The following is a 13,460-nucleotide window of genomic DNA, read 5'->3' on the forward strand; positions in this document are numbered from 1 at the left end:
ACGTCCACCGGCGTCGTGCGGGAGCCGATCAAATCGGCGAAGATGCATCTATTCGCATGTGTGCAGTGGACCTGACCTGGCCTTTTGTCGATCGGCCGGTCGGGTGAGCGAAGAATGCTAGCGGTGTTCGGTGGGGGTGGCAAGTATGACAGCAACTGTCGGCGTGGAAATATTTTCGTAACGACAACGTATTGAAGATGATCTCAAATATGTGAATACTTCCACTCATCCGGAAGGCACCCCAGACCTTCCGAGCGGGGCGTGTCCACCCCCGGCACGCCCGTCCTCACCCCCTAACGGGAGGCCCTGCATGGGACCCATGAGGTCTACGCTCCGCCGTCTCGCCATCACCGCGGCAGCCGGCTCCCTCGTCGCCGGCGCGCTGGCCGGGGCGCCGGCCAGCGCCGCACCGGCCGCCGCATCCGCCGACACGGCCGCGGCGATCGCTCAGAAGCTTGGTGACCGGGCCGCCGGCAGCTACGCCGACGCGTCCGGCAAGATGGTGGTCGCCGTGACCGACGCGGCCGCCGCCAAGACGGTGCGCGCCGCCGGCGCCACCCCCAAGCTCGTCTCGCGTGGCGCGGCGCAGCTGCGTGCCGCCACCGACACGCTGGCCGCCACCGCCAGCGTGGCCGGCACCGCCTGGTGGATCGACCCGGCCACCAACCAGGTCGTCGTCTCCTACGACAGCACGGTCACCGGCGCCAAGCTGGCCACCGTGCAGGCCGCGGTCAGCAAGCTCGGCGGCACCGTCCGGATGCAGTCCGAGGCGGGCGTGCTGAGCAAGCGCCTCTCCGGCGGCCAGGCCATCTACGGCGGTGGCTACCGCTGCTCGCTCGGCTTCAACGTCCGCAGCGGCAGCACGTACTACTTCCTCACCGCCGGGCACTGCACCAACCTCGCCACGACCTGGTACTCCAACTCCAGCCGTACCGTGCAGATCGGCACCCGGGCGGGGACCAGCTTCCCGGGCAACGACTACGGCATCGTCCGGTACACCGACGGGTCGACCCCGCCCGGCAACGTGTACCTGTACAACGGCAGCTACCAGGACATCACCACCGCCGCCAACGCGTACGTCGGCGAGTCCGTCCGGCGTAGCGGCAGCACCACCGGCGTGCACAGCGGCTCGGTCAGCGCCACCGGCGCCACGGTGAACTACGCCGAGGGCAGCGTCTCCGGCCTGATCCGCACCAACGTCTGCGCCGAGGGCGGCGACAGCGGCGGCTCGCTGTTCAACGGCACCATCGCCCTGGGTCTCACCTCCGGCGGCAGCGGCAACTGCTCCTCCGGCGGGACGACCTACTTCCAGCCGGTCACCGAGCCGCTCAGCGTCTACGGCGTGAGCGTCTACTGATCCACCCCCACCGATCGGGCCGCCGGGCATCCGCCCGGCGGCCCCTTCGTCGTACCGGCCGAAGGCGTCGCACCCGGTCAGTCGCCGGTGAGTAGCCCATCGCTGAGGACCACCCAGCCATGCGGCGCCTCGCACTGCACCCGGATCGTCACCTTCTCCGCACCGGAAACATCGGAGGTCATTGGCTTGGGGTCGCTCATCAGCGCATCGAACGGCTGCCCCCTGCGGTTGACCACGAAGGTGCCGTCCCGCTGCGGCAGGGCGACGTAGACCGTCACACGAACCCGGCTGTCCCTGTCGTCGCTGGCGGGAAAGTAGGCCCGCACCGTGGCCGACATTTCCACGTACCGCTGCTTCACCAGGTAGGTGACCTCGCGGTAGAGATCACCGGTGACGTTGCTCGGGCAGGTCATGGTGACCGGGCGGTCGTAACCCGGCTGCTCGCGCAGCGCGCGGGGCAGTTCGGCGAGGTTGCCGGTGCCCGCCTCCACGGGCAGGGCATCGAGGTGGCTGCCGGCGGGGGTCGACGGTCCGATCGGTCCGGTCGGCTCAGGCGTCGCGGCGCCCGGTCCGGGCGCTGAGCTCGTCGCGGTCGCCGCCGGGGCGGGGGTGGACTCGTGCCCGCGGAGCATGAGGTACCCCGGAACGCCGGCAACCACGGCGACCAGCACACCACTCAGGGCGATGACCTCCCCTCGCCGCCAGGGCGGCTTACTTCGGAGCGTGCCCGTTTCCGCCGGTCTCGGGGTAGCGGAGGGTGCTTGGTTCGCCGGCACGATTCTCCCGAAGCATTTGGTCGACAAGGGAAGGTCGACAAGGGAAGACAACAGCGGATCTCCATCATCCGGTCGTTTCCCGTTGTCGTCTCGGCTGGCGGTTGTCGGTTTCCCGATAGCCGTCGTGGTATTGCCCATGAGATAAACGGCATCCGGCATCTCCGTCCGGCACACAAGCATCTGTATCCGTGTTTGGAGTCGTGCATGCCCGACGAATCTCATGGTCGCGTTCACGGGTCGGGCGCGGGCGCACCCGGCGCCACGTCGGCCGACAGCCCTGGTGCACACCCCCGTTCCGGCCGGAGACGACTCGGCCCGTTGGTCGTCGTCGGCACGATGACCGCGGCAATGCTGCTGGCGGTGGCTTCCATGATGGTCGCCTGGCGCGCGCTCGATCAGGCCAGGGACGCCAAGTCGATCGCGCTGTCCAACGGAGGGCAGCGGCCCGGCCCGACGGCGACGACACCGACCGCCGAGCCGCCGCGACCAACCGACTCGGGCGGGGGCGGGGATCCCACCTTCCTGGAACCTTCGGAGCCGGATACTCCCCGCTCGCCGGGGGCGCCGCCCGACCTGAACGCCCGCACCGCGTACAACCCGAGGTACCAGGACCAAACCATCACGCTCAGCGCAGCCGAATGCACCTCCAGCATGAGTGCCGATCTCGACGAGCCCCGGGCGAACGTCGCCTCGGCCGGAAGCGACCTCACCTTCTACCAAGGATGTGGGGTCAACGCCGCCCGGTTGCGGTTGGGAGAGAAGGTCGATGGAACGAAGTCGGCCCAACCCGGAATGGCACCACAGGAATGTGCTGAGCAGATCAGGCAGGCGCCGATCGCCGGGAACGACGCCATCCCGGTGCGCAAGGGCATCACCTTTTGCGCGACCACCAATTACGCCGCCGCCAGGGAAAGCGGACGGCCATGGATCATGGTGCTCGCGGAGATTACCGGCGTCGGAAATGACGGTGCGGTCACCCTTAAATTGACGGCCTGGGACATCCCCGGCTGATCCGGTCGTCTGAGTGGGTCGATTCGAGAGCCGAAGGGGTCGCCGGCATCCGCCCGGCGGCCCCTTCGTCGTACCGGCCGAAGGCGTCGCACCCGGTCGAGAGGGGGGACGGGCCGCCCGGGTGGGCCGAGGCGGCCGGGTAGCCGTCGGCCGGGTCGGCGACCCTGACAGAATGCGGGAGCAGACCGTTCCATGATGAGGAGACGCTTCCCGTGATCCGTACCCAGAAAGCCGGGAGCCTGCGCGCGACGGACGCCGGCGCGACGGTGACGCTCGCCGGTTGGGTGGCCCGGCGCCGCGACCACGGCGGGGTGATCTTCGTCGACCTGCGCGACGCCTCCGGCGTGGTGCAGGTGGTGTTCCGCGAGGAGGACGCGCACGCGCTGCGGAACGAGTTCTGTGTGCGGGTGACCGGCGAGGTGACCCGGCGCCCCGAGGGCAACGAGAATCCCGAGCTGCCGACCGGTGGGATCGAGGTGACCGCGACCGACCTGGAGGTGCTCTCCGAGGCCGCGCCGCTGCCGCTGCCGGTGGACGACCAGGTCGAGGCCGGTGACGACGTACGCCTCAAGTATCGCTACCTGGACCTGCGGCGCGGCGGGCCGGCGCGGGCCATCCGGCTGCGCTCCCGGGCCAACCAGCTGGCCCGCGGCGTGCTGCACGCGCACGACTTCCTGGAGATCGAGACTCCCACGCTGACCCGGTCCACCCCCGAGGGCGCCCGGGACTTCCTGGTCCCGGTCCGTCTCCAGCCCGGCACCTGGTACGCGCTGCCGCAGTCGCCGCAGCTGTTCAAGCAGCTGCTGATGGTCGGCGGGATGGAGCGGTACTACCAGATCGCCCGCTGCTACCGGGACGAGGACTTCCGGGCCGACCGGCAGCCGGAGTTCACCCAGCTGGACATCGAGATGTCGTTCGTCACCGAGGACGACGTGATCGCGCTCGGCGAGGAGATCGTCGCGGCGCTCTGGTCCGACCTGGCGGGCCACCGGATCTCCCAGCCGATTCCGCGGATCACCTGGCACGACGCGATGGCCCGGTACGGCTCGGACAAGCCGGACCTGCGCTACGGCGTCGAGCTGACCGAGCTGACCGACCACCTGCGCGGCACCCAGTTCCGGGTGTTCGCGGCCGCGATCGACGCGGGCGGGTACGTGGGTGCCGTGGTGATGCCCGGCGGTGCCGCGCAGAGCCGCAAGGAACTGGACGGCTGGCAGGACTGGGCGAAGGCGCGGGGTGCGCGCGGCCTCGCGTACGTGGTGCTGGACGCCGAGACCGGCGAGCCGCGCGGCCCGGTGGCCAGGAACCTGTCGGCCGAGCACCTGGGCGGGCTCGCCGACGCGGTGGGCGCGAAGCCCGGCGACGCGATCTTCTTCGCCGCCGCCGCGCACGCCCGCCAGGCGCAGGAGTTGCTGGGCGCGGCCCGGACCGAGATCGCCCGGCGGGCCAACCTGGTCGACGAGAGCGCCTGGGCGTTCTGCTGGGTGGTGGACGCGCCGATGTTCGAGCGCACCGACGAGGGCGGCTGGACCGCCGTGCACCACCCGTTCACCTCACCCAACGCCGACTGGGTGGACCGGTTCGAGTCCGCGCCGGACCGCGCGCTGGCCTACGCGTACGACATCGTCTGCAACGGCAACGAGATCGGCGGCGGCTCGATCCGTATCCACCGCGCCGACGTGCAGCGCCGGGTCTTCGACCTGCTGGGGATCACCCCGGACGAGGCGCAGGACAAGTTCGGCTTCCTGCTGGAGGCGTTCAAGTACGGCCCGCCGCCGCACGGCGGCATCGCCTTCGGCTGGGACCGGGTCTGCATGCTGCTGGCCGGCGCGGACTCGATCCGCGAGGTCATCGCGTTCCCGAAGACCCGGGGTGGCTTCGACCCGCTGACCGGGGCACCCACTCCGATCACCGGTCAGCAGCGGGCCGAGGCGGGCATCGACGCCAAGCCGAAGCCGCCGGCGGCCCCGCACGCCGGTACGGCCGGCCCGGCGGCCCCGGTCGCCGACCCCACCTGAGGGCGCGGTGCCGCCGAGCGGTCCGACCATCGAGTTGACCAAGGCGTCTGCTGCTTTCGGAAGCGACTTCCGGCGCGCAGACGCCTTGACCAACGGGGACGGGCGGGTGGCCGGATGACCTGGCTCGTGGTGGGGGCCAGCGGTTACCTCGGCGGCGAGCTGTGCCGGCAGGTGGGCGCGGCCGGCGACCGGGTGGTCGGGACGTACCGGAGCACCCCGCTCGACCTGCCCGGCACGCAACCCCGCCGGCTGGACGTCCGGGACCGGGCCGCCGTGCGTGAGCTGGTGACCGCGGTACGCCCGGACGTGGTGATCAACACGGCGTACGACACCGCGGACTGGGCCACCACGGCGGACGCGGCCGGGTACGTCGCCGTCGCGGCGGCCGAGGTCGGTGCCCGGCTGGTGTTCGTCTCCTCCGACGCGCTGCACGCCGGTGCGCCCGAGCCGTACGGCGATGACGTCCCGCCCTCGCCGGTGAACCCCTACGGCGCGGCGAAGGCGGCCGCCGAGACGGCGGTCCGGCTGGTCGATCCCGGTGCCGTGCTGGTCCGGACGTCACTGATCATCGGGGACGAGCGGAGCAAGCAGATCCAGCTCTGTCTCGCCGCGCTGGCCGGCACCGCGACGCTCTTCTCCGACGAGATCCGCTGCCCGGTCGGGGTGGCCGATCTCGCGTCGGCGCTGCGGGAGCTGGCGGTCTCGCCGTACACGGGGGTGCTGAACGTGGCCGGGCCGGACGCGGTCAGCCGGCCGGAGCTGGGCCGGCTGGTGGCAGGCCGGTACGGACTGGACCCGGCCGCGCTGCGCACGACGACCCGGGCGGAGGCCGGGTTGAGCCGCCCCGGCGACGTCCGGCTGGACAGTTCCCGGGCCGCGGACCTGGTGCGGACCCGACTGCGCGGCGCACACGAACTGCTGACCGGTGGCACCGCCTGATCCGCCGCCTGTCCGCGTCCCGCATCCTCGTCGCGGCCGTGCTCGGGGTCTGAGGGTCGCCGGCATCGAGGCTTGATCCCGGCATCCCTTGATCAACGCTGCCGCGGGGCCACCGACCGGCTTCGACCGTCTCCCGGCCGGCTCTGGATCATCCAGCCAGCGAGATCAACTCGTCTTCCGTGAAGTTGGGGTGTAACCGGCGCCCGAACACCCCAACTTCACGGAAGACGAGTTGACCTTCGGCGGGGCAGGGGAACGATGATGCACAAGACTTGTGCAAAGAGGTTGTGCACAATTATTGTGCATGCATGGCAGAGACGGCACGAGAGCTTCGGCGGGTACGCCTGGACCACCGGCAGGTGCGGGTGCTCGCGCATCCGCTCCGGATGCGCCTGCTCGGCGAGCTGCGGTCGCGCGGGCCGGCCACCGCGACGGCGCTGGCCGATCGGCTGCACACCAACACCGGCGCGACCAGCTATCACCTGCGCCAGCTCGCGGAGGTCGGGCTGGTGCGGGAGGAGGCCGACCGGGGGACCGCCCGGCAGCGATGGTGGCGCGCGGCGCACGAGCTGACCAGTTGGGATCCGACCGATTTCGACGACGACCCGGACGCCCGGGCCGCCGTGGAGTGGGTCCAGCGCAACCAGGTGCGGTATTTCGCCGAGAGCGCGGAACGCTGGCTGGAGGCCGAGTCGGGCTTTCCGACCGCCTGGCGCGACGCGGCCGGAATGAGCGACATCCAGCTGATGCTCACCCCGGACCAGCTCGCGGCGCTGAAGACCGAGCTGTGGCAGACGCTGCTGCGCTACCGCACGGAACCGCCGGCCGCCCCGGCCCCGGCCCCTGGCGACCATCCCGCCGCGGACCCGGACCAGCACGCCGCACCCGGCGGCGGCCCGGCCGTGGACCCGGAGCCGGCCGCCGCGCCCGGCGGCGGCCCGGCCGTGGACCCGGCCGTGGACCCGGACCCGGCCGCCGCGGCCGGTGGCGGGACGGCCGCGGCCCGACCGGTGCAGCTCTTCCTGGCCGGATACCCCGTCGTCGAGGGGGAGTGATGGGTGCGCTGACCGTCCGGCAGGCACGTCGGCGCTACCTGATCCTGCACGGGCTGCGTTGGTTGCCCAGCGGTCTGATCATCCCGGTGCTCGTCCTGCTGATGCAGGAACGCGGCCTGTCGCTGCCGCAGATCGGCCTGGTGACGGCCGCCCAGGGCCTGTTGGTGCTGGCCCTGGAACTGCCGACCGGAGGGCTCTCGGACGCCTTCGGCAGCAGGCCGGTGCTGGTGGTGGCCGCCGTACTCAACGTGCTGTCGCTGGCGCTGTTCGCGGTGGCCTCCTCGGTGCTCCTGTTCGTGCTGGTGTTCCTGCTCCAGGGCGTGTACCGGGCGCTGGACAGCGGCCCGCTGGACTCCTGGTACGTCAACGCGGCGCTCGCCGAGGACCCGGACGCCGACCTGGAACGCGGGCTCGGCGGCGCCGGTACCGTCACCGGGCTGGCCGTCGGGCTCGGCGCGCTGGCCAGCGGCGGCCTGGTCGCGCTCGGCCCGCTCGGGCCGGTCAGCGCGCTGACCCTGCCGGTGCTGGTGGCTGTGCTCGCGCAACTGGGCGCGCTCGTCGCACTGCTGGCGCTGCTCGTGGAGGTACGCCCGGCGGGCGGTAGGGGCGCGCTGCGCGCGTCGGCCCGCGAGGTGCCGAGGGCCATCGGCGGGGCGTTCGGGCTGCTGCGCCGCTCCCGGGTGCTGCTCGCGCTGGTCCTCGTGGAGGTGTTCTGGGGCTTCGGCATGGTCACCTTCGAGACGTTGCTGCCGGTCCGGCTCGCCGAGGTGGCCGGCGGCGCGACCCGGGCGGCGGCGCTGCTCGGCCCGGCCGGGTCGGCGGCCTGGATCGCCTCGGCAGCCGGTGCCGCGCTCGCCGTTCCGCTGGCCCGCCGGATCGGCGTCGCGCCGGCCGCCGCGCTGATGCGGGTACTCCAGGGCGCCACGGTGCTCGGCATGGGGCTGCTGGCCGGTCCGGCCGGGGTGCTGGCGGCCTACCTGGCCTGCTACCTGGTGCACGGGGCGAGCAATCCGGTGCACCAGGGACTGCTGCACCGCCAGGTGGATGGGCCGTACCGGACCAGCGTGATCTCGTTGAACTCGATGATGGCCCAGCCGGCGGCGGCGCTGGGTGGGGTGGCGCTCACCGCGCTGGCCGGTGCCACCAGCGTGAGCACGGCGATGCTGGCCGGCGCCGTGGTGCTGGCCGCCGCCGCGCCGCTGTACCTGCCGGCCTGGCGTGCCAGGCCGACCGGACCGGACGGTACGCCGACGGCGCAGGCCGCAGCGGACGGTACGCGGGCAGCGCACGGTACGCCGACGGCGCCCACCGGTCCGGATGGTGCGCCGGTCGGCCCGGCCGGTGCGGCGGTCGCCGCCCCGGGCGCCGGCCGGCCCGGAGATTGACGGCGGTGCCCGTTGGGTACATCCCGCGCCGACCCACTGGGAACCCCCACCGGAGGACTGACATGCTGGCCATTGCCGCCGCCATCGTTTTTGGTTTCGCCCTGCTGCTCGACCTGTTCGACACGGACCTCGGTGCGCACGACCTGTTCAACTGGAACACGCTGGTGCTCATCGGCCTGTTGCTGCTCTCCCTCTACCTGGCCGGCGTCGGCCGGGGACCGGCCACCGGCGGTGGTGGTCGCTGGTACCGGGGCCGTCGTCCGGGCCGGGGCTGACCGGCGGGTGTGACCGGCTCGGCCTCGGCGTGTTTCCGGCGCCGCCGGCCGGGCCGGTACTGTCGTGCTGATGGAACCGGACGGCCTGTTTGCGCTTACCGAGCCCGGCGCCGTGGGTGCGGCGTCCGCGGGCTCGGCCGGTGGTCGTACGGCGCCCGCGGCCGGCGGGCGTCCGGCCGTCGCGGGGGCCGCCGCCGGGGAGGGGCTGTCCCGGCCCGGGCCGGATTCGCCGCTGGCCGTGCGGATGCGCCCGGCCAGCCTGGACGAGTTGGTCGGCCAGGACCATCTGCTCGCGGCGGGGGCGCCGCTGCGACAGTTGGTGGCCGGATCGGCGCCGATGTCGGTCATCCTGTGGGGGCCGCCGGGCAGCGGCAAGACCACTATCGCGCACCTGGTCGCGGGCGCGACCGACCGCGAGTTCGTCGCCATGTCGGCGCTGTCGGCCGGGGTGAAGGACGTCCGCGCGGTCATCGACGCGGCCCGCCGCCGGCGCCGTGCCGGCGGCTCGCCGACCGTGCTGTTCATCGACGAGGTCCACCGGTTCAGCAAGACCCAGCAGGACTCGCTGCTGGCGGCCGTCGAGGACCGGACGGTCACGCTGCTGGCGGCCACCACCGAGAACCCGTACTTCTCGGTCATCTCGCCGCTGCTGTCCCGGTGCGTGCTGCTCACCCTGCAACCGCTGGGCGAGGACGCGGTGCGCGGGCTGCTGCGCCGCGCAGTGTCCGACGAGCGTGGCCTGGCCGGCGCGGTGACGCTCGCCGAGGAGGCCGAGGACCATCTGGTACGCCTGGCCGGCGGCGACGTGCGCAAGGCACTGACCGCGCTGGAGGCAGCCGCGGGTGCGGCCCGGGCGCGGGGCGACCGGCGGATCGGCCTCGCCGTGGCCGAGCAGGCGGTGGACGTGGCGGCCGTCCGCTACGACCGGGACGGCGACGCGCACTACGACGTGACCAGCGCCTTCATCAAGAGCATGCGCGGCTCGGACGTGGACGCGGCGCTGCACTGGCTGGCCCGGATGCTGGTGGCCGGGGAGGATGCCCGGTTCATCGCGCGCCGGATCGTGATCTTCGCGAGCGAGGACGTCGGGATGGCCGACCCCGCCGCGCTCTCGGTCGCCACCGCCGCGGCGCACGCCGTCGAGTACGTCGGGTTGCCCGAGGCGCAGCTCAACCTGGCCCAGGCGGTGATCCACATGGCCACCGCGCCCAAGTCGAACTCCGCGACCGCGGCGCTGACGGCGGCCATGGCGGACGTCCGGGCCGGGCGCGGCGGGCCGGTGCCGCCGGCGTTGCGCGACTCGCACTATCCCGGTTCCCGCGGGCTGGGTCACGGCCGCGGCTACCGCTATCCGCATGACGACAAGCGTGGGGTGCTCACCCAGCAGTACGCTCCGGACGACCTCGTGGGGGTGGACTACTACCGGCCGGCCGGGCACGGCGCCGAGCGGGCGGTGGCCGGCCGGCTGCCCGCGCTGCGCGGCATCGTGCGCGGGCTGCCCGACCGACCGGCCGCGAGGACCGAGCCGGTCGCAAGGAGTGAGTCGGGCGCGGGGGCGGAGTCGGTGGCAAGGACCGAGCCGGCCGCGGGGGCGGAGTCGGTGGCAAGGGTCGAGCCGGCCGCGGGGAACGAGCCGGGCGCACCGTCGGGGAACGGTTCCGTACGGGACGCGGACGCCGGCGCGGGCCGGGATGGGGCCGGCGGTGCGGATGGCGCCACCGGTACGGTGCCGACCGCGGGTGAGCGGGTCGTGGAGGGGGAGCGGCAGTGACACGGCGTAGCCCGGACCAGCCGGGTGACGGTCCGAACGAGCGGCGCGAACCGGCCGACGGGCCGCGTCGGGGGCGTGCCCGGTTCGAGCCCGGGCCGGAGGCGTCGGCGGCGGACGGCGAGGGCTTCCACCGGCCGCGGCACGGCAGCCACGGCGCGGCCGAGGACAGCGGCGAGATCCGCCGGCCGCGGCACGCCGGCGCCGAGCAGTCCGACCCGCACCGCCAGGGCATGCCGGCAGAGGGCCCGGCCCGGCCGGCCCGGCCGTCCGACTGGCTGCGCCGCGAGCGTGGCGGCCGGCCGTCCCCGGCCGGCGGCGCCGCGCCGACCCCGCCGCCACCCGCACCGTCGCCGGGCCGCCCGGCCGGCCCACCGCCCGGGTCCGGCATGCCGCCGTCCGGCCGTCCGCCGGTGCCGCCGGGTGCCGCCGGGCCGCCGAGAGCGGCTGGTCCGTCCGCACGGCCGGTGAGCGGTCCGGCCGGTCGTCCGCCGGTGCCGCCGGGGGCTGCCGGTCCGTCGTCGCGTCCGGTGAGTGGCCCGGCCGGTCGTCCGCCGATCCCGCCGGGGACGCCGGTGCCGCCGGGAGCCGCCGGTCCGTCGTCGCGTCCGGTGAGCGGCCCGGCCGGTCGTCCGCCGGTGCCGCCCGGCCGAGGCGGCCCCGGTACGCCGGCCGGTGGCCCGCAGCCGGGCCGGGCGCGTCCCGTCCCCGGCGGCCCGAACCCTCCCGCCGGCGCCCAGCCGCCGGCCGGTCCGAACATCCCGGGAGCCCGTCCCGGTGCCCCCGCCGGGCGGAGCGCGCCGCCGCGGCCCGGGTCCGGTGTGGAGCCGGGCCGGGGTTCCGCCCGGCCACCGGCCCGACCCGGGGGTGGTCCGGGCGGCGCCGCGCCGGTCCCCGGGGCGCCCGCGCGGCCGGACGGCCGGCCGCCGGCACCGGGTGGTCCCGCGCCGCGGACCGCGGCGCCGCACGGCACCGGCGTCGTGAGCGGCCCGCTGCCGACTCCGGGCGGCCCGACCGACGCCCCGCCCCGTCCGCCCGGCGCGAACCCCGCGTCCCGCTCGCCCGGCGCGAACCCTCCGCCCCGGCCGGCGGGTGCCGGCCGGGCGGCCCCGCCCGGCGCCAACCCCGCGTCCCGCTCGCCCGGCGCCAACCCGGCGTCCCGCTCGCCCGGCGCCAACCCCGCGTCCCGGCCGTCTGGTGCCCTGCCGGGCACCGGGGCATCGCCGGCCGGTGGCGGCAGACCGCCCGCCGGCAGCGCCGCGCCGCCGCGCGCCGGTGGCGCCGCAACACCGCCCGCCGGTGGCGCCGCTCCGTCGCGTACGGCCGGTGCCGCGCCCTCGACGCCCGTGCCGCCGGCGCGGGCCGGTGCCGGGACGGCGGCGGTGCCCGCCGGGCCGGGCGGCGCGGGGACGCCGACGCCGGTGCAGCCGGGACCGGCATCCGGCCCGACCCGGGACGCCGCCGGCACCGCCGCCCGGGACGCCGCCGGCACCGCCGCCCGGGACGGCGCCGGCAGCGGGTCCCGGGACGGCCGCAGCCATCCGCTGTCGGCCGGGGTCGGTGTGGTCCGCGACGCCCAGTCCGAACTGCGCCGGCAGATGCGGGAGAAGCGCCAACTGCGGCTGGCCTCCCTCGTCGTGGCCTGCGTGGTGCTGCTCGCCGCGCTGCCGCTGTACTTCGGCCTCCGCACGGTCGGTCGGGACCCGGTCTTCACCTCCCTGGACGACCTCGGCCTGCCCGGCTGGGCGGCCACCGGCACGGTCGACGACATCAGCGGCAACCGCTGGTGCCTGATGGAATGCCGGCTGCGCGAACGCATCACCCGGTCCAGCCGCGAGCCGGACGAGACGAACAAGGTGTACACGGCCGCGCTCACCGCGGCCGGCTGGCGGCCGTGGCAGCCGCCGCTGTGCCCCGAGCAGAAGGTGGACGGGCACTACGGCTGCTGGCGGCGGGACGAGCTGACCCTGGACCTGTGGGTGCGCAAGCCGACCTGCACCCTTGTCGCCGAGCCCAGCGTGCCGCCGGACGGCCAGGTGCAGCCGCCGGCGGAGGAGCGCAAGGACGACGAGGACTGCGCCGGCTCGCAGGTGTCGCTGAAGGTGCGCAACGCCGTCGACGACGACCGGACCCGGCCCGGGCCGGACATCAGCCCGTCGATCGAGGACATCGATCCCGAGCCCGGCCCTTCCTGACGATCCACTCCGCGATCGCCGTAACCGCCCGTCGTGCGGCCGGTCGCCGTCACGGACTGTAGGGTCTGCACGTTGGCGGAGAGACGCCCGCGGAATCGTCGTCCGGTATCCGGTAGGCCGGCCGGCTCCCGGGGTACCAAGGCCCGCGACAACTCTCGCGGTCGGGTGGAGGAGGACATCGGGTGAGTGGTGGAGAGATCGCAGCGCTCGTCGCGGCCGGCGCGTTCCTGATGCTGGTGGTGGTGCTGGCGGTACCGATCCTGCGGCTGCGGCGCACGGTCGACGCGGCGACCCGGGCGATCGAGGACATGAACGAACGGACCGGCCCGCTGCTGGGCGAGGTGACCTCGACGGTCGGCAACGTCAACACCGCGCTGGAGCAGGTGCACACCTCGCTCGACGGGGTCAACCTCCAGCTCGCCAAGATCGATACGATGACCACGCACGTCCAGAACGTCACGGCGAACGTGGCCAACCTCGCCACCGTGGTCTCGGCGGCGGCGGCGAACCCGCTGGTCAAGGTCGCCTCCTTCGGGTACGGCATCCGCCGGGCGGCCGCCGCCCGGCGCAACGCCGAGACCGAGAAGGAGGTCCGGAGCGCGATCAAGCAGCGCCGCCGGTCCGCCCGTCGGGGCGAGGGCTGAGCCCGGCGCACAGCCGGAACGCCGGCCAGGGAAGGAT

At 74.3% G+C, this 13,460-nt stretch carries 10 protein-coding genes and 1 pseudogene; 10 read left to right on the forward strand and 1 reads right to left on the reverse strand.

All coding sequences use genetic code 11. From position 1 onward, the window contains the following. Positions 1 to 310 precede the first annotated feature (310 nt). Positions 311 to 1,357, forward strand: a complete 1,047-nt coding sequence (locus CIK06_RS11405) for a S1 family peptidase (protein WP_095564808.1) — start codon at positions 311 to 313, stop codon at positions 1,355 to 1,357. Between the two features lie 77 nt (positions 1,358 to 1,434). Here the strand turns inward: CIK06_RS11405 and CIK06_RS11410 are convergent, their stop codons facing one another. Then, entirely contained in the window at positions 1,435 to 1,848 is a 414-nt protein-coding gene (locus CIK06_RS11410) for a hypothetical protein (RefSeq protein WP_157756710.1), read from the reverse strand. Positions 1,849 to 2,469: 621 nt separating this feature from the next. Between CIK06_RS11410 and CIK06_RS11415 the strand changes: the two genes are divergently transcribed. From CIK06_RS11415 to CIK06_RS11455, 9 genes and pseudogenes are all read left to right on the forward strand, one after another. After that, positions 2,470 to 3,144, forward strand: coding sequence for a hypothetical protein (locus CIK06_RS11415; RefSeq protein ID WP_198348200.1), 675 nt, complete (start codon positions 2,470 to 2,472; stop codon positions 3,142 to 3,144). Positions 3,145 to 3,356: 212 nt separating this feature from the next. Then, on the forward strand, positions 3,357 to 5,162 hold the full coding sequence (aspS, locus tag CIK06_RS11420) for an aspartate--tRNA ligase (RefSeq protein ID WP_095564811.1): 1,806 nt from the start codon (positions 3,357 to 3,359) through the stop codon (positions 5,160 to 5,162). A 114-nt stretch (positions 5,163 to 5,276) separates the two neighbouring features. Then, the gene (locus CIK06_RS11425; protein WP_095564812.1) at positions 5,277 to 6,101 is read left to right on the forward strand and encodes a sugar nucleotide-binding protein; all 825 of its coding nucleotides are present in this window, start codon (positions 5,277 to 5,279) and stop codon (positions 6,099 to 6,101) included. A 308-nt stretch (positions 6,102 to 6,409) separates the two neighbouring features. Next, positions 6,410 to 6,934: pseudogene (locus CIK06_RS11430) on the forward strand (helix-turn-helix domain-containing protein); the annotation flags it as partial. Between the two features lie 221 nt (positions 6,935 to 7,155). Then, positions 7,156 to 8,541, forward strand: a complete 1,386-nt coding sequence (locus CIK06_RS11435) for an MFS transporter (protein ID WP_198348201.1) — start codon at positions 7,156 to 7,158, stop codon at positions 8,539 to 8,541. 62 nt (positions 8,542 to 8,603) lie between these two features. After that, positions 8,604 to 8,816, forward strand: a complete 213-nt coding sequence (locus CIK06_RS11440; RefSeq protein ID WP_095564814.1) for a hypothetical protein — start codon at positions 8,604 to 8,606, stop codon at positions 8,814 to 8,816. Positions 8,817 to 8,886: 70 nt separating this feature from the next. Then, the gene (locus tag CIK06_RS11445) at positions 8,887 to 10,587 is read left to right on the forward strand and encodes a replication-associated recombination protein A (RefSeq protein WP_157756712.1); all 1,701 of its coding nucleotides are present in this window, start codon (positions 8,887 to 8,889) and stop codon (positions 10,585 to 10,587) included. 1,343 nt (positions 10,588 to 11,930) lie between these two features. After that, positions 11,931 to 12,779, forward strand: coding sequence for a hypothetical protein (locus CIK06_RS11450; RefSeq protein ID WP_232534404.1), 849 nt, complete (start codon positions 11,931 to 11,933; stop codon positions 12,777 to 12,779). 230 nt (positions 12,780 to 13,009) lie between these two features. After that, a complete protein-coding gene (locus CIK06_RS11455) occupies positions 13,010 to 13,423 on the forward strand; it encodes a DUF948 domain-containing protein (RefSeq protein WP_369916206.1) in 414 nt (137 codons plus the stop codon). Positions 13,424 to 13,460: the final 37 nt, after the last annotated feature.

Origin of the sequence: Plantactinospora sp. KBS50, from assembly GCF_002285795.1 — a bacterium.
Taxonomy (GTDB): Bacteria; Actinomycetota; Actinomycetes; order Mycobacteriales; family Micromonosporaceae; genus KBS50.

Excerpts from the sequence above, each read along its gene's own strand:
- CIK06_RS11445 (WP_157756712.1), top strand. The coding sequence starts at position 8,887 with ATGGAACCGGACGGCCTGTTTGCGCTTACCGAGCCCGGCGCCGTGGGT.
- CIK06_RS11440 (WP_095564814.1), top strand. The coding sequence starts at position 8,604 with ATGCTGGCCATTGCCGCCGCCATCGTTTTTGGTTTCGCCCTGCTGCTC.
- CIK06_RS11455 (WP_369916206.1), top strand. The coding sequence starts at position 13,010 with ATGCTGGTGGTGGTGCTGGCGGTACCGATCCTGCGGCTGCGGCGCACG.
- CIK06_RS11415 (WP_198348200.1), top strand. The coding sequence starts at position 2,470 with ATGACCGCGGCAATGCTGCTGGCGGTGGCTTCCATGATGGTCGCCTGG.
- CIK06_RS11405 (WP_095564808.1), top strand. The coding sequence starts at position 311 with ATGGGACCCATGAGGTCTACGCTCCGCCGTCTCGCCATCACCGCGGCA.
- CIK06_RS11435 (WP_198348201.1), top strand. The coding sequence starts at position 7,156 with ATGGGTGCGCTGACCGTCCGGCAGGCACGTCGGCGCTACCTGATCCTG.
- CIK06_RS11425 (WP_095564812.1), top strand. The coding sequence starts at position 5,277 with ATGACCTGGCTCGTGGTGGGGGCCAGCGGTTACCTCGGCGGCGAGCTG.